Annotated in this window: 10 protein-coding genes and 1 pseudogene; all 11 read left to right on the top strand. The window is 48.1% G+C overall.

The window, feature by feature from the left end; genetic code table 11:
• Positions 1-1,009, top strand: a pseudogene (locus tag A4R26_RS23170) (SusC/RagA family protein); the annotation flags it as partial.
• Positions 1,010-1,142: 133 nt separating this feature from the next.
• Positions 1,143-2,594 carry a RagB/SusD family nutrient uptake outer membrane protein gene (locus A4R26_RS23165; RefSeq protein ID WP_081168916.1) on the top strand — a complete coding sequence of 484 codons (1,452 nt, stop codon included), beginning with the start codon at positions 1,143-1,145 and terminating at the stop codon, positions 2,592-2,594.
• A 12-nt stretch (positions 2,595-2,606) separates the two neighbouring features.
• Positions 2,607-3,689, top strand: coding sequence for a putative zinc-binding metallopeptidase (locus A4R26_RS23160; protein WP_242674995.1), 1,083 nt, complete (start codon positions 2,607-2,609; stop codon positions 3,687-3,689).
• Positions 3,690-3,821: 132 nt separating this feature from the next.
• Positions 3,822-5,132, top strand: a complete 1,311-nt coding sequence (locus A4R26_RS23155) for a DUF4302 domain-containing protein (protein WP_081168902.1) — start codon at positions 3,822-3,824, stop codon at positions 5,130-5,132.
• A 155-nt stretch (positions 5,133-5,287) separates the two neighbouring features.
• On the top strand, positions 5,288-6,298 hold the full coding sequence (locus A4R26_RS23150) for a PorP/SprF family type IX secretion system membrane protein (protein ID WP_081168901.1): 1,011 nt from the start codon (positions 5,288-5,290) through the stop codon (positions 6,296-6,298).
• A gap of 17 nt (positions 6,299-6,315) precedes the next feature.
• Entirely contained in the window at positions 6,316-8,082 is a 1,767-nt protein-coding gene (locus A4R26_RS23145; protein ID WP_081168900.1) for an OmpA family protein, read from the top strand.
• A 113-nt stretch (positions 8,083-8,195) separates the two neighbouring features.
• Entirely contained in the window at positions 8,196-9,209 is a 1,014-nt protein-coding gene (locus A4R26_RS23140; protein WP_081168914.1) for a PorP/SprF family type IX secretion system membrane protein, read from the top strand.
• A 136-nt stretch (positions 9,210-9,345) separates the two neighbouring features.
• Entirely contained in the window at positions 9,346-11,490 is a 2,145-nt protein-coding gene (locus A4R26_RS23135) for a M43 family zinc metalloprotease (RefSeq protein ID WP_081168899.1), read from the top strand.
• Between the two features lie 35 nt (positions 11,491-11,525).
• Complete coding sequence (locus A4R26_RS23130) at positions 11,526-13,586, top strand: gliding motility-associated C-terminal domain-containing protein (RefSeq protein ID WP_081168898.1); 2,061 nt, start codon at positions 11,526-11,528, stop codon at positions 13,584-13,586.
• Positions 13,587-13,702: 116 nt separating this feature from the next.
• Complete coding sequence (locus A4R26_RS23125; RefSeq protein WP_081168897.1) at positions 13,703-16,162, top strand: T9SS type B sorting domain-containing protein; 2,460 nt, start codon at positions 13,703-13,705, stop codon at positions 16,160-16,162.
• Positions 16,163-16,401: 239 nt separating this feature from the next.
• Positions 16,402-16,974 (top strand): collagen-like triple helix repeat-containing protein, encoded by a 573-nt coding sequence (locus tag A4R26_RS35480; RefSeq protein WP_081168896.1) that lies wholly within the window; start codon positions 16,402-16,404, stop codon positions 16,972-16,974.
• Positions 16,975-16,983 lie beyond the last annotated feature (9 nt).

Genomic DNA, 16,983 nt, shown 5'->3' with positions numbered 1-16,983 from the left:
TCTTACCTGGGAAAAATTGTATACGACCAACGTTGGTATAGATGCCGGTTTCCTTGATAAACGGGTGAATATGAGCCTCGATGTTTACCAGCGTAAAAGCTTCGACCTTATAAGCACTATCAAAACATCGGGTATCGGCGGTGAGCCATATAAAGCGGCCAACTATGCCGATATGGATTCAAGAGGTGCGGAAATACTGGTAGGCGCTGAGATCATTCGTAAAAAGAATTGGGGCTGGAAAACTACGGTGACATTTGGTTACAATACCACCAAGATCACCAATGCGAAGAATGAGCCCAATATCTTCAACCTCGTAAGTGCAGAAGGTGGCAATAAAGAAGGTTACCCCGTTCGCAGCCTGTTCTCTATAAAATACAAAGGGCTTGAGCCGTTCACGGGTTATCCCACTTTTATCGATGAAGAAGGAAAGACCAGCGCAACGGTGTATATGCAGTCTGAATCGACAGGCAACCTGCAATACGAAGGACCGGTTGATCCGCCCATTACGGGCGGATTTTCAAACACCTTCCATTACAAGGCATTTTCACTGAACGTGTTCATTACTTACCAGGCAGGCAATACGATCAGGTTATATCCGGCATTCAGAACCAGCTATTCCGACCTGGATGCCATGCCCAAAGAATTTTACGATCGCTGGAGCATGCCCGGTGATGAAAAATATACCAATGTTCCTTCTATACTGGATGCATTTGCCCAGTCGCAATTGAATGGAGCATATCCTTATAATAATTACAATTATTCAACACAGCGGGTGGCTAAAGGCGACCTGATACGATTGAAAACCGTATCGCTGTCTTACGCCGTGCCTGCAACGATGGTAAAGAAACTTGGATTGAACAACGCATCTGTTACTGCTGCTGCTACCAACCCCTGGCTGATCTATAGCGATGAAAAACTACGTGGTCAGGACCCTGAGTTCTTTAATTCCGGGGGCGTAGCGCAGCCCGTGCAAAAGCAGGTAACGTTGGCTTTAAAAATTGGATTGTAACCTGAATTGGCAACCGGCAGGCATAAGAACAGTAGCCCGTTACCGGATGCCAGTTGCGAGGGCGCTGAGGTTGATTTTCTTGTATTTCCCGGAACCGGGAACCTGTAACCTAAAACCTGTAACAGAAATTAAAATGCAGAAGATACTATCATACACCACATTCTTTCTGATACTGGGAACTACCAGTTGTAAAAAATTCCTCGAGAAGAATCCCGATAACCGGGCTTCCCTGGAATCTCCGGAACAGGTGTCGCAGTTGCTGGCCACCGCTTACCCGCAGAATAATTACATGGCTTTCTGCGAATCCATTTCAGATAACGTTTCTGATAAAGGAACAGGCGGGCTCGACCTTACTGTAAAGCAACCGTATTTTTTTGAAGACGTTACCGAGAACGAACAGGATTCACCCGAGGGGTACTGGAATGCCTGCTATGCGGCGATCTCTGCTGCCAACCAGGCGCTGGATGCCTGTATAAAGGCTGACGACCCGGCCAGGTTTTCTTCGCAGAAAGGCGAGGCACTGATCTGCCGGGCCTATGCGCATTTTATGCTGGTGACCCTGTTTGCCAAACCATACGATGTCAATGGCTCATCAACTGATGCCGGCATACCTTATGTGCTTACGCCGGAGAAAGTGATCTTCCAGCATTACTCCCGACAAACGGTTAAGTATGTATATGAGATGATAGAAAAGGACCTGCTGGCCGGTTTGCCGCTGCTCGATGATACGCGTTACACCGTACCGCGATACCATTTTACAAAAGCGGCCGCCAATGCATTTGCTGCGCGCTTCTTCCTGTACAAACAGGATTATACCAAAGCGCTTGGTTATGCCAACGCCGTATTCTCTACTTCGAATGTTACATCGATCCTTCGTCCATGGAATACAACCTATCTCACGCAAACCTACAGGGAGCTGTGGGCCAATTATGCAAAAGCTTCCGAACCCGCCAACCTGTTGCTGGTTGAAACTTCTTCGGTGTGGGCGAGAAATTATTACACCCAGCGTTATGGCATGGACGCCAATAAACGCACCGAGATCCTGAATTCGAACGTTACCGGTGGCGCGTACGCTTTCACACGTCAAACCTATACGGCCGGTACCAACAACTATATGCTGCCAAAGATCAATGAATACTTTGTGCGGGCATCGGTGAACGCTACCATTGGTTATCCGTATGTGATGGTGCCGTTACTGACCGCAGAAGAAGTGTTGTTCAACAGGATCGAAGCCAATATCTATCTCAATAACCTCAATGATGCGCTGCAGGACCTGAATGCCTATGCAGCCACCCGCATTTACAATTATAATGCAGGCACGCACACGATCACCAATAGCAAAATGCAAACCTATTATGGTACGTCCGATCTCCGGCTGGCGCTGCTGGGCACCCTGCTCGATTTTAAACGTGCCGAGTTTGTACAGGAAGGAATGCGCTGGTTCGATCTGGTACGCTATAATATACCGGTTACGCATACTACAACAGACGGGCAAACGCTCACACTGGATGCGGGCGATAAACGCCGGGTATTCCAGATCCCTGAGTCGGCCAGGCTCTCCGGTGTTGAATTAAATCCACGTTAAACCCTCCACGCAATGATGCACGAAAAACATACCGAACAACGAACAACAGCCAAAGTGATACCTATATCATCTGCCAGCGGCTGGTGGCCTGTATTTAATTCATACGATGAGATGATTATCGACAGCAGGGTTCCGGCATGGTTGGTTCCGCTGCTCGAGCGGCTCAAACATTTAAAAAATTTCCTGGTGAACAATATACATAAAACAGTTCTGTTTATTTGCATCGTTCTTTCCCTTGCTTCCTGTAAAAAGGAGTCGGTAGGCGATGTTGAAAATATCCCGGGTTTGGGTGGCGATACCTGGGCCAATACCCCGATTGATACCTGGATCAACGATAGTTTAACTGTACCCTTCAACATAGCAGTAAAATATAAATGGGATCAATTTGAATTGAGCCTTAACAAAACGCTGGTGCCGCCGAAAGAAGACAAGATCATTCCGGCACTGAGCGCGGTAAAGAAAGTCTGGATCGATACCTATATCGCAGAGACCGATTCTTTGTTCATGAAGAAATACGTTCCCAAATTCTTTGCGCTGTGCGGCAGCGCCAGCTGGAACACCGACGGTACCATTACCCTCGGTACGGCTGAAGGCGGAAGAAAAGTGGTGTTGTACGTTTTGAATGATTTCAGGTCTAAGACCATGAGCGGTTATGTGCCTTCAGATTCATTCAACATCAAACAGATGTTCCACACTATTGAGCACGAGTTTGCGCATATCCTTCACCAGACCATTATGTACCCGCAGGCATATAAATCCATCTCGGTAGGGTTTTATACTTCCAACTGGAATAACGTATCGGATGCAGATGCACGCCGCGATGGTTTTGTGACGGCGTATGCAGAGTCTTCACCCGATGAGGATTTTGTGGAAATGGTGTCGATGATGCTGGTGGAAGGAAAAGCGGGTTTTGAGGCCATTGTGAGCAGCATACCTGCCGGTACCAGCGCCAATAATGTAACGCAGGCGCAGGCAATAAGCAAGTTGCGGCAGAAGGAAGCCATTGTGGTCAACTATTTCAAAGATACCTGGGGAATAGATTTCTATAGTTTACAGACAAGGGTCAGAACACAGGTGGTTGATTTGATAAAGTGAGGAAATGAGGTTCGAGGTTGACAAGTTAACAGGCTGAAAGGGTTGAAAAAGTTAAGTAGTGAGTTATGAAGTATCAGCCTTTCACATTTGCCGTTCACGTTTCACGAATTCTGGTTCACAAAAAAACAATCAATGAAAAAGTCTCTTACATACTTATTGGCAGCAACTATCGCACTCGCCGGATGCAACAAACATGAAGATGCTTTTGATAAGTCGCCCGATGAGCGGATCAATGAAGCGCTGGCTACCTATCAGTCGGCCCTTACTTCTTCACAGTTTGGCTGGAAAGGATTGATCTATCCGGCCGGACTGGAAGGTGGTGTAGTGTCGTTCTATTTCAAATTCAATGAAAGCAACCGGGTTGAAATGTTCTCCGATTATGATTCAACGTCTTCGGTTACACCGATGACCGCAAGCTACCGGCTGAAAGCATTGCAACAACCTGCATTGATCTTCGATACCTATTCCTATGTGCATGTGCTGGCCGATCCCGATGCGGCCGTGAACGGCGGTAGTTATGGCGCCGGCCTCGGCTCCGATTTTGAATTTGCCATCGACGGTATTGCCGGTGACACGGTAAAACTGACCGGTCGTTTCAATAAGAGCAAAGCCTTCCTCGTGAAAGCCACGCAACAGGAAATGCAGAATTATTACGACAAGAAGCATGGCAACAGGCTTTTTAGCAATATCAGCAAATACATCACCTATTTTAAAAGACTGGTAGTTGGGGGTGTGCAATATGAAATTCAGGTTAACCAAACCACCCGTACCATCACCTTTACCTGGGTAGATGCCAATGGGAATTTACAAACAAAAACTACCGGTTATTATTATACTCCCGATGGTATAGTGCTGTCGCCCGCATTCTCAGACGGTACAACAACCATTTCTTCTTTGGATAACATTAGCTGGAACCCGGCAAACACCACATTGTCGTTCAGTGTGAACGGCACGGCTTCTTCGATCGTTGGTTCGGGGCAGCCTATAAAGATCGACCTGGATGGACCCCGTCGCTGGTGGCAGTATGCGCTTGGCCAGGGTGGTTACTGGGTTTCACCGCAGGGTTTCCATGTAAACGGTGTCGATGATGCGTATGGCATAACCAGAACTTCAAATTTCTATTTTCTGTTATACTGGCCAAGATACGGCACTTCAGGCGGCACTAATTACGACCTGGCGGGTTTTGTAAAAGTCATCAATAATTCCTTGTCACTGGCATACGGACCTGCTTATCGTCAGCCGACGTTTACAGGCGACGGCCGCATCATCTTCCCGTTCTTAGGTACGCTGGGTACGGTTCCTTCTGCCGATTCAATACCCGTTGCCAGAACCCGGTTACAGTTCGCAGATGCAAGCGGGTATTACCTCGTGCGCCTCGATTCAACCACCTATGATATGGTTAGTGCAAAAGATGGCAAGGCCTGGATCAACTGGCAGTTTTAAGAAGGGATAGTGAGTGGCGAGTGGGATGAACCCTGGCGCGGTTAAGAAAATATTAGAAGAAAAACCAACGAGAATACGGCCCTATGAAAATCACATTTTGTATGTAAGTAAATAGTCCGCCCGCATAACAAAAAATTATCAAAATAAGAACTGCTATGAGAAGAACATTTATCAGCCGATTGTTGCCGCTGTTGCTTCTTTTTACCGGCGCCGGTAAGGCGATGCAGGCGCAGGTTGATCCGCATTTTACGCAGTACTACGTATATCCTTCCTGGCTAAACCCGGCATTGACGGGTTCTTTCGACGGTGATTACCGCGTTTCGGGCATTTATCGCAACCAGTGGGGGAATATCAGCAAACCTTTCCGTACGGTAGGTTTGGGTGGAGAGTTTGTTACAAATAACAATGTGAACATAGGCATCAACCTGCTTAACCAGACAGCAGGCGATGGCGGTTATTATTATACGACGGGTTATGCAAACCTCGCGTATACCGGCGTGCGTTTGGGCGCTGCAGAGAACCATCGCATTGTGATGGGTTTGCAGCTCGGCATGATCTGGCGTGGTTTCAATTCCTCCAAATTCACCTTTGGCGATCAGTGGGACCCTATTACCGGTTTCAATCCCGGTACTTCAACCGATGGTTTCAATAAAACAAAAACAGCTTCCTTCGATGCCGGTGCAGGCTTGTTATACTTCGATGCGGCTCCCGGTAAAAAGGCCAATTTATATGCAGGGTTCTCCGTATCCCATCTTACCAAACCAAAAGACTATTTCAGCGCCAATGGCGACGCCAGTTTACCAATCAGATATACCGGTCACGCAGGTGTACAGTTAAATGTTTCAGAGTTCCTGAGTGTTACTCCCAACGTGTTGTATTCAAAACAGGGCACGGCTGAAGAAAAAATGGCCGGGGCTTATGTTCAGTTGAATGCAGCGCCAGGCACCGATGTCATGCTGGGCGCCAATTACCGCATCAAAGATGCCATCTCGCCATTTGTTGGCCTTACTCATAACAATATGGTATTGGGCATCAGCTACGATGTAAATACATCGGAGCTGGGTAAAATGGCGCATGGCTCAAACAGTTTCGAGATCTCGCTGTCCTTCACCGGCAGAAGATCGATCAAAACCCCCGAAGCGCATTTCATTTGTCCAAGGTTGTAATCACTCAAAAAAACACGATGAAAAAAATAATTCTCATACTGGTTGTCATTCCCGGGGTAATGGGCGCCCGGGCCCAGTTTGTGACTGATTATCTGAAGGCGGCCGACAGTTATTATAAAAAGGGCGACTATTATTCTGCCGCTCAGTATTATGAAAAATACCTCGCTTCAAAAACTACAAAAGCAAAACCGGAGGATTATAATCCATATAACGTTAAACCGGCATCTGGTGTAAAAAGCGCCGTGCCCGGTGTGCAGCTTGCCGTATACAACCTGGCGGAAAGCTATCGTCAACTGAACTATCCGGTAAAAGCGGTAGCCTATTACGAGCAGGCGTTACGTTATAAGAACAGTGAGCTTCCCCTGGCACTGTATTATTATGCCGTTACATTGCGGGCGTTGGGTAATTACGAAGGGGCGGAGAGAACATTTCAACAGTTTTTGGATGAATACAAAACGGAGGATGTATACGCCAATTCCGCCAAAAGTGAAGTGCTGAACCTGCATTTTATAAGAGAACAATTGAACAGGGACGACCTGAAATTATATTCCGAAGAAAAACAGGGGCAACAGATAAATGCCGGCGGCGCCAATTATTCGCCGGTTTGGGTTAACAGCAGCACGTTGCTTTTTACTTCTACGCGTGCCGAAGGTGATTTAAAGGACAAACCATTTCTCAACCGGTTGTATGAGGCGGTGTATGAGAACGGGGAAGTGAAAAGCGTAAACCAAATTGAAATTCCACAAGGGGCGGGTATTCACCAGGGAGTGGCTGCTGTTTCACCCGATGGCAAAACGATGTTCCTTACGCGCTGGTCGTTAGTGGCCGGAAAAAAGACCTCAGCGATCTATACCAGTAAAAAGCTCGACAGCGGCTGGGCTGAACCCGTGTTGTTCGATGCATTGGTGAATACGCCCGGTTATAATGCGCAACAGCCATTTATAATGGCTGATGGCAAAACCTTATTGTTCTCAAGCGATAAACCCGGCGGCAGCGGCGGTTTTGATCTCTGGTATACAACCCTCGATGCCGATGGAAAACCCGGCAAGGCTGTTAACCTTGGCGCTACTATCAATACTGTCAACGACGAGCAGGCGCCGTATTACCATGATGCATCCGGCACACTGGTGTTCTCCTGCAATGGCCGTACCGGCATGGGCGGATTCGATTTCTTTTTCAGCAAAGGAACGCCGGAAGCCTGGGCAACGCCTGAAAATTTTGGATACCCGGTTAATTCTATAAAAGACGATATCTATTTCACCAGCCGCGGCAGCGCCAAAAACATTCTTGAAGATGTGCTGCTGAGCTCTGACCGTTCGGCTGAATGCTGCCTTGAATTATTCAACCTGAAAAGAAAAGACAGTATACCCAACCCGGTTCCTGTTCCTGTTACAGAGGTGGTTAAGGAAGAGCCGAAGGTTGAATCGGTGATCGTGCTGGAGAATGTGTATTACGATTTTGATAGTTCAACGCTGCGTGTGGATTCGTACCCGGCACTGGATAAACTGGTTGGTTTGCTGAACGAATATCCCACCATGGTGATCGAGATCAGGGCGCACACCGATAATAAAGGAAATGATAAATATAACCTGAACTTATCCGGCGCCCGGGCGAAGGTGGTAGTTGATTACCTGATAAGCAAAGGCATAAACAAAGATCGTTTGCAAAGCAAAGGCTACGGGGCGGGTATGCCTGTTGTGCCTAATACACATGAGGATGGTAGTGATGATCCCGATGGGCGTCAGAAGAACAGGCGAACGGAATTTAAGGTTCTTGCGAAATGAAAAATGAAGAATGAAAAAGTAAATACAGTTCGCGGTTGCAGACGCTGTTTTTGCTTGCAGCGTTAAGCTTGCAACGTGCTGCTGTGTTACCTATTCCCGAAAACATAAACATCATGAAAAAGATAACAGTCCTGATCCTGATGGTAGTATGTGTACAATCGCAGGCCCAGCAAAAGCCGCATTACACACAATACATCCTTAATCAGTATATTCTCAATCCGGCGTTGACGGGTATAGAGAATTATACCGATATCAAGGTAAGCCACCGACATCAGTGGGCTGGTATCGACGGTTCGCCCGTAACTACTTATCTCACCGCTCATACACCTTTAGGTAAAAAAGATTATAAAACAACTGCTACTTCTTTTTCAATGCCCGGTGAAAATCCAAGGGGAGAACGGTATTGGGAAGAATATACCGCGGCCGAACCGCATCACGGGATCGGACTGCAGGTCATCAATGATAAAACCGGGCCGTTAAACCAGTTCACGGCCAATATTACTTATGCTTATCATCTTGGCATCAGCCCGCGTACAAGCATTGCTGCGGGTTTTGGCGCCGGGTTCACCAGGCTGGGACTGCAAACCGATAAGCTGCAGTTTGCTACCGCCGTTGATCCTGCTGTATATAGCAGCGGCACTATCAACAAATGGAAACCCGATCTGAGCGCGGGCTTATACCTGTATTCCGCTGACTATTTCGTTGGCCTTTCAGCGCAACAGATCCTTCCGCAAAAAATTGATTTTACTGAAAATACTGTGAAGCAAACCGGGGGCCGGCTTGTCCCTCATGTGTTCGCGACAGCCGGCTACCGTTTTTTGGTGGGTGATGATTTCAACTTCATCCCTTCCGTACTGGTCAAATACATCAATCCGCTGCCCATGCAGGTTGATATAAATGCCAAACTGCAATATCTCGATTTCCTGTGGTTGGGCGCCAGTTATCGCATGAAATATGGGTATGCCGCCATGGCGGGCATCAATGTATCGAATACTGTGCATGTTGGTTACTCTTATGATTATTCAACAACCGCACTGAATAATTACAGCCATGGAACACATGAGTTATTGATCGGCTTCACCATCGGCAACAAATACGATGATGGCTGTCCGCGCAATGTTTGGTGAAACGCAAAACGCGGAACGCAGAACGCTTAACGCCGGCTTCCGAAATACGCGCTGCCCGAATAATTTCAAACAACCCGAAGTTCGGAATGTAGCGTTCAGCATAAAAAATCATTTGCAAAACAGAAATTAAATAATAATGCTTTTAAATAGATATGGTTGCGTAGCGGTGCTGGTTATGTTGCTGGGAGTTTTCCCCGCAAAGGCGCAGGATATGCCCATTAAGCGCTGTGCAACCATGGAGTTGTTGAAGGCTTCGTTTGAAAAAGACCAGCAGTTGAAAGAAAGATATCAGCAGGACCTTTTGCGCATAGAACAACTGGCGGCACAACGTGCAGGCAATCCGCAGGCGCGTGAAATGGCAACACCGGTTTATATTCCGGTGGTTTTTCATATTGTGTTACCAGATCCCACTGAGGTTACCGATAAAATGGTGGAGGATCAGTTGAAGGTTTTAAATGCCGATTTCGCCGGCTTGAATGGCGACTCGGTAAATATTCCGGCTGCTTTTAAGCCGCTGTTCGGTCATTCTAAGATCCAGTTTGTGCTGGCGAAACGTACGCCTTCCAATCAGCCAACCACGGGTATCGACCGTGTTACTACCACTGTGCCGTCATTCAGCTCGGCCAACCATAATGTAAAACACGCCGGTACGGGCGGCGCCAATGCCTGGAATTCTTCGCGCTACCTGAACATCTGGGTATGCCAATTGTCGGGTGGGGTTTTGGGTTATGCCACTTTCCCAACCAGCGCTGCGGCCGACGACCAGGGAGTGGTAATATACAATGTAACCATGCCCGGCGGCGCTATGGCAGGTTACAATGATGGCCGAACGCTTACTCATGAAACCGGCCATTTCTTTTTCCTGTTCCATATCTGGGGCGATGATGATGGCGCCTGCAATGGCAGTGACGGGGTAAGCGATACGCCGAACCAGTCTGATGCTTCTTCAGGCTGTCATACCGGCGTGCTTACCGATGCATGTACAACTACCGCACCGGGTGTCATGTACCAGAATTACATGGATTACAGCAGCGATGGTTGTATGGCCATGTTCACGCTGCTACAGGTAACCCGCATGGAAGCGGCGATGAACAATTTCCGTTCGTCGCTTACAACTTCCAATGCCGCGGTGTCGCCGCTGAAAGATGTAGATGCGCAATTGCTGAGCATAGATAACCCGGTAAACCGGGTGTGCGATACAAAATTTCAACCTGTAATTACTTTTCGGAACTATGGCGCATTGCCTTTGACCTCGGTTGAGATCAATGCCAGCGTAGATGGCGGTACCCCGGTACTTACCCGCTGGACCGGTTCCTTACCCAGTCTCTCTGCCGTAACAGTAACCTTAAATGCAGTTTCAACCGGCGCCAACGGACCGCACACTCTTGCAATACAACTCAGTTCACCCAACGGCACTGCCGATATGAACCAGGCCAACGATAATATGAGCAAGGCTTTTGTTTATCCGGCAGCCGTTACGGCGCCGATTACCGAAGGTTTTGAAGCGGATGCCTTTCCGCCGCTCAACTGGGACATCCTTAATACCGATAATTCTTATACATGGGAACGTGTAACAGGGGTTGCGAAAACCGGCGGCGCATCGATGGTTGCGCGTAACTTTTCCTATACGCAAAACGGACAGATCGATTACCTGCGATTGCCGCAGGTTGCCATAACCGATGCAGATTCGGCTTTTCTCACATTTCAGGTAGCGGCAGCTATCCGCACCGGTGCCGGTACATTATTCAATAGCTGGGATACGCTGCAGGTACTTGTTAGTGACAATTGTGGTAGTACATGGACGAGCCTGTACAAAAAATGGGGCGGGCAATTGAGCACCAGGAGCGGAATTACCAATAGTTCGTTTGTGCCTGCTGCAAATGAATGGAGAAAAGATTCGGTGAACCTCACCGCTTATATAGGCAGAGGGCCGGTGATGATCGCTTTCGCCAATTCAACCGGTAACGAGAACAATGTTTACATAGACGATATCAACCTGTACAAAAAAGGAACACATAACAGCCTGAATGAAGAGGGCTGGCTGATTGCACCCAATCCATCGAACGGACCGCTTACCGTACAGTTCAGCGCACCGCCGGTTAACCTGAAAGGCATTGCCCTGTATAACAGCACCGGCCAGAAGGTAGCGGAGCAACTCGTTGGCAATAATGCGCCGGCTACGTTTTACCGGTTCAACCTTGGCCGTTATGCAAGCGGCGTGTACGTGGTAAAATTGGTTTATAGTGATCATACAGTATCCAGGAAAATCATAAGAAAATAATTCTCAAAAATATTATAAAAGCAAAGCCTTGACTGATGAACACACAGCGCCGTAATAACCAGTTTGTTAACGACAGCATTAAAAAGGGTAATACGATAATGCAGGGTAAATTCTTTGTTTACGCAGGTATGTTGCTTGGATTGCTGATCATGTATAGCGCCAGTTATGCGCAACCAGCCTATAACCCGATTGCTGTAACCGGGTTTCAGCACGACGTAATTGCGGATACTGGTACCAGTGTGCTGGCCACCACCACTACCATGATCGATGGTAGTCCTTTTGTGGCGCGTCACGTGTTGTATTCGGCAACGTTTGCGGCAAACAATGGCGTAACAGGCGGTATGCCCGATAACGGCACTATTGTAAGCGGGAAACGAACCTACCAGCTTGCGCCCTATATAGGCCGGAATGCTTTGTACCTGTCGAGGTATGGTACGGTCGACAGCACGAAAACGGAGGGTACCCTTACGCTGGTTAACCCGGGTTACTACGCGCGCATGAGCCTGGTGGCTTTTTCAACAGAAGGCTCGAGCAGTATAAATATCGATATCAACTATACCGATGGAACTACCGAGCGCGCCATGACAAATGCGCCGCTGGCCGACTGGTATGTAGGCACCGCCAATGTGGTGTTGACCGGTCCGGGGCGTATCGGCCGCGATACCGTACCGCCATTTAATGTAGATGGAGTAGGTGTGTGGCCAAAATTCTTTTCACACGATTTCATGACAAACTGTAATAACCAGAACAAGATGGTGCAATCGGTTACCATTATCGATACCAGCATAAACACAGGTTCACGGGTTCTGGTACTGGCATTGTCAGGGGAAAGTATTCAGCCATATAATATCAGTTCTACCGTATTACCTGCCCGTTGCGGTAATACCAGTAACGGAAATATAGCGCTGAATATAACAGGAGGCGTTAAGCCATTCACCTATGCATGGAATACCACACCTGCGCAATCAACACCGTTTGCGTCGGGGCTTGCTGCAGGCACTTATACCTGCAATGTAACAGACTCGAACGGTTGTATACGTCCTTATACGGCTACCGTAACGCTGGTAACACCGGCGCCGGTTGATGCAAAGGCTACCAGTTTGCAGGTTTGCGCAGGAACAACCACCACCTTATATGCAGACACATCAGCATATCCTACCCCGGCCACCTTTACCTGGAACCCGGGCAGTGCAAACGGATCTGCTATTGTTGTTACGCCCGGTACTACCACCAAATATTATGTTGACGCAGAAGACCAGTATGGCTGCGCTTCCTCCGATACAGTTGAAATTACCGTTAACCCGGCTGCTACGGCTGCTTTCACGGTAAGCCCCGATCCGGTTTGTCCGAATACACCGCAAACGGTTACCTATACCGGTAATGGAGATGCTACAGCTACCTACAACTGGAATGGGTTCGCAGGCGCTTCGGTTCAGTATGGCAGCGGGGCCGGGCCTTACGGCATTGTATTCGGCACAGGCGGTATGTATACCATACAACTGCAGGTGACCCTGAACGGTTGTACCACCACAACCAGCAAACAGGTAAATATAAACGGACCGCTGGCAACGCCGGTGGTAACGGTGGCTGCCGTAACCAGCAGCACCGTCAACTTCAGCTGGCAACCTGTTCCCGGCGCTACGGGTTATATCGTGTCGGTCAACGGCAGCCCTTACATCACGCCCACATCGGGTAGTCTTGGTACTACGCATAACATCGTGAACCTGCAGCCTGTTGAAAAAATGACCATCAGTGTTATAGCGCTCGGGGTGGAGACCTGTATCAACAGCGCCATTGGTATGGCTACCGGTATAACGCTTACCGATGCAGTGTTTATCCCGAACTCATTTAGTCCGAACAACGACGGCCGGAACGAATTCTTCCGCGCATATGGAACTGCCATTGCCGGTATCAATATGAAAGTGTTCAACCAGTGGGGTGAGCTGATCTTCGAAGGAAGCGATTACACCAGAGGCTGGGATGGTAAACACAAAGGAAAGTTACAACCCATGGGTGTTTACTTCTATGTATTCAAAATAAGGCTGGCCAATGGCACAGAAAGCGTCAGGAAGGGGGCTGTGAACCTGTTGCATTAAGAAGCCAAAAGCCAAAAGCTCAAAGCCAAAAGTCCAAATCCAAAAGCTCAAAGCCTAAACCCTAAAGCCCGAAGCGAACACAGCCTTAAGCCTTAATCGTATTCAAACAAAAGACAATGATTAAGATCGGATTACATATCGGCCTGTTGATTGGTGGGTTGGTTATTGCAACCGGTTCCCTTGCGCAAACGTATGCTCCTATTGCCGTTAGCGGATTCAACCAGGATGCGATCGCTGAATCGGGTATAGACGCCACTACTGTAACCAGCACGTCGCTTGATCTTTCGAGTAATATCATGTACTCGACCATTTTTGCGGCCATCAACGGTTTGGGCGGCGGGTTACCTACCAATGGAACTATTGTTTCAGGTACCAAAACCTGGCAATTGCAACCGTATACCGGTAATAACGTATTGTATCTTTCTTCGGGCGGTTCGCAACCCAATACCATGGTCTGGGGCAATTTAACCCTGGCAACGCCGGCCAGCTTTTCGGTAGTGAACCTGTTGTTGTTCTCAACCGAAGGGAACAGTACGATAAACATAGTGTTGAACTTTACAGACGGCACTACTTACAATTATGGCAACCCTACCATCTTCGACTGGTTTGGCGGAACAGGTTTTGTTTATTCCGGTTATGGAAGAACAGCCCGGTTAAATGCGCCGCCTTATGTTACAGATGGGGTGTCAACCAATAATCCGCGGTTCTACCAGGTAGATATTCCCCTGAGCTGCGCCGATAAGAAAAAAACGCTGCAATCGATTACGATCAGTTTTTTGTCGGGCACAACCGCGCCTTCACGACTGGTGGCGCTGGCACTGGCAGGTGTTGGCTATACACCGCCGGTAGTTACGCCTGCTATAACACAGGCTACCTGTGCCAATGCCAATGGGAGCATTGGCTTAACGGTAACGGGCGGAACGGGCCCCTATACCTATGCATGGAACACAACGCCCGTACAAACAACGGCTACAGCCACTAACCTTGCGGCGGGAGCATATTCATGTACTATCACAGAGGCTGACAATTGCACGGTAAATTATTCAGGTACGGTGACTTCGCCGCCGGTGGCCATGTTAACGGCAACCGCGAACCCGGCCGCAGTGTGTGCGGGTGACCCGGTAAACTTATCGGTAAGCGCCTCTGGTGGTACGGTGGCTGCCTATACCTGGAATCCCGGTAATGTAACCGGAAGCAGCGTGTCGGTTACGCCGGCTGCTACCGCAACTTATACCGTAAGTGGAACGGATAATAACGGTTGCGCCGTTTCAGCCACGGTTCCGGTAACAGTGAATACGGCGCCTTCTTCAACTTTTACAGTTACACCTGCCAATACCTGTTTGGGAATTACCCAAACGGTTACCTATACCGGCAATGCAACCGGTACGGCAACGTACAACTGGTTTGGCTTTGCCGGGGCTACGGTGCAAAGCGGGAGCGGACAGGGGCCCCATACGATCTTATTCAATAGTGCTGCAAGCTATAACCTGCAATTGCAGGTAACGGAGAACGGTTGTGTGTCGACGGTAACAACAAATCCGGTTGTTATTTCTCCGCCGGTTACCGCTTCCTTTACCGTAAACGAGGCATCGGTCTGCAGTGGTTCAACCATTACCGCTACCTATACCGGCAGTGGCCCCGGTGGCGCCACCGCAACATGGAACTGGGGTGGGGGAACGGTGCAGTCGGGCAGCGGCTTCGGGCCGTATACTGTCAAATACGACAAAACCGGCATCATCAGTCTTTCTGTAAATGATGGCGCCTGTATGTCTAATGCACCTTCGGTGCTGATCACCGTATTACCTAAACCGGTGGCTGATTTTGATCCCGGTTCACCGGCTGGTTGTGTGCCTTTTTCGGTTACTTATAATAACAAATCACAAAACAGCGATTCGTGGCGATGGGATTTCGGAGATGGCGCCGGTTATTCCTACAGCGGCTTCAACTCATCCTACACCTATAACAATACGGGTTTTTATACCGTAATGCTTATTGCCACTTCCCAGGGAAAATGCAGCGACACGCTGGTACGTACGAACCTTATAAATGTAAAAACATATCCAACGGCTGCGTTCTCAACCAACCCGGCAGAGAATGTGCCACTGGAACTTCATGAAGCGAATTTTAGTTTCTCTAACAGCTCAACCGGCGCAGTTACCTATAAATGGGACTTTGGCGATGGCGGCAATTCAACGATCACGAACGCATCGCACCAGTACCAGTATCCCGGCAATTACACGGTTACCCTGCATGCCTATAATGATATCGGCTGTGAGGACACGGCGGTGCGTCAGTTCATGATGGTACTGCCCGATAAAGTGTTGATCATTCCAAATGTGTTTAGTCCAAACGGCGATGGTACCAACGATACGTGGGAAATAGCCGGTTTGCGCAATGTTGCCAACTGTTCGGTAGAGATCTTTAACCGTTATGGCCAGCAGGTGTATAACAGCCATGGGTACAGCAATCCATGGGATGGCTCCTGGAAAGGGAAACAGGTTCCGGTAGGTACCTTCTACTATGTAATTAAAACCGTGAGCCGGAATTACAGCGGCTGGGTTGCGGTGATTCGGTAGAAGTACAAAATATCGAATAATGAATTTCCAATGTAGAATGTTGAAGTTGAATACAAAGGAAAGGGAGCGAAGAGTTGACGGGTTGACTTGTTGACGAGGAAAAAAGAATACAAATATCGAATAATGAATTTCCAATGTAGAATGTTGAAGTTGAATACAATGGAAATACAGAAGGCAGAATAAAAAGACGTAAACGATAAACCTAAACCATAAACTGTTTTAATATTAAAAACTCAATTATGAAACACATGTTCCTGAGGAGCGCTTCTGTTTTAGTGGTATCTGCTGCATTATTATTCACGGCCTGTAAAAAAGGCGATGCCGGGCCGGCCGGTGAAAAAGGCGATAAAGGTGATACCGGTGCAACCGGAGCTACCGGTTCAACCGGAAAACCAGGAAGCGCCAATGTTATTTATTCTGAATGGCTTAACGTTACTTTCAATGCCGTGGATACATTTTTTGAAGCGGCTATCGATGCGCCGAAGATCGTTGACAGTATTATAGAAAAAGGCGAGGTTAAAGTTTACTGGAACATAAACACTTCTACCGCCCCTTCTATTGTGGCATTGCCATATGCAGATAATGGTTTGATCTTCGGGGCGAAGGACCTGTTTGTATTTCCGGTTATTCAGGCCGGTAATATTTATATCGAGTCTACCTATAATGTAGGTACCCGTCCTTCAACCAATGATCCCAATATTCCGGTATGGCAATACCGTTATGTCATCATTCCTGGTGGTATGGCTGCCCGTTCTGGTGTAAACTGGAACGATTACGCCCAGGTGAAAGAATATCTCGGGTTGAAAGACTAGTCTTTCCCC

The organism is Niastella populi (assembly GCF_002078015.1).
GTDB classification, from domain to species: Bacteria; Bacteroidota; Bacteroidia; order Chitinophagales; family Chitinophagaceae; genus Niastella; species Niastella populi.
The sequence above is the reverse complement of the archived record's forward strand: the minus strand, read 5'-3'. Positions and strand labels throughout refer to the sequence as shown.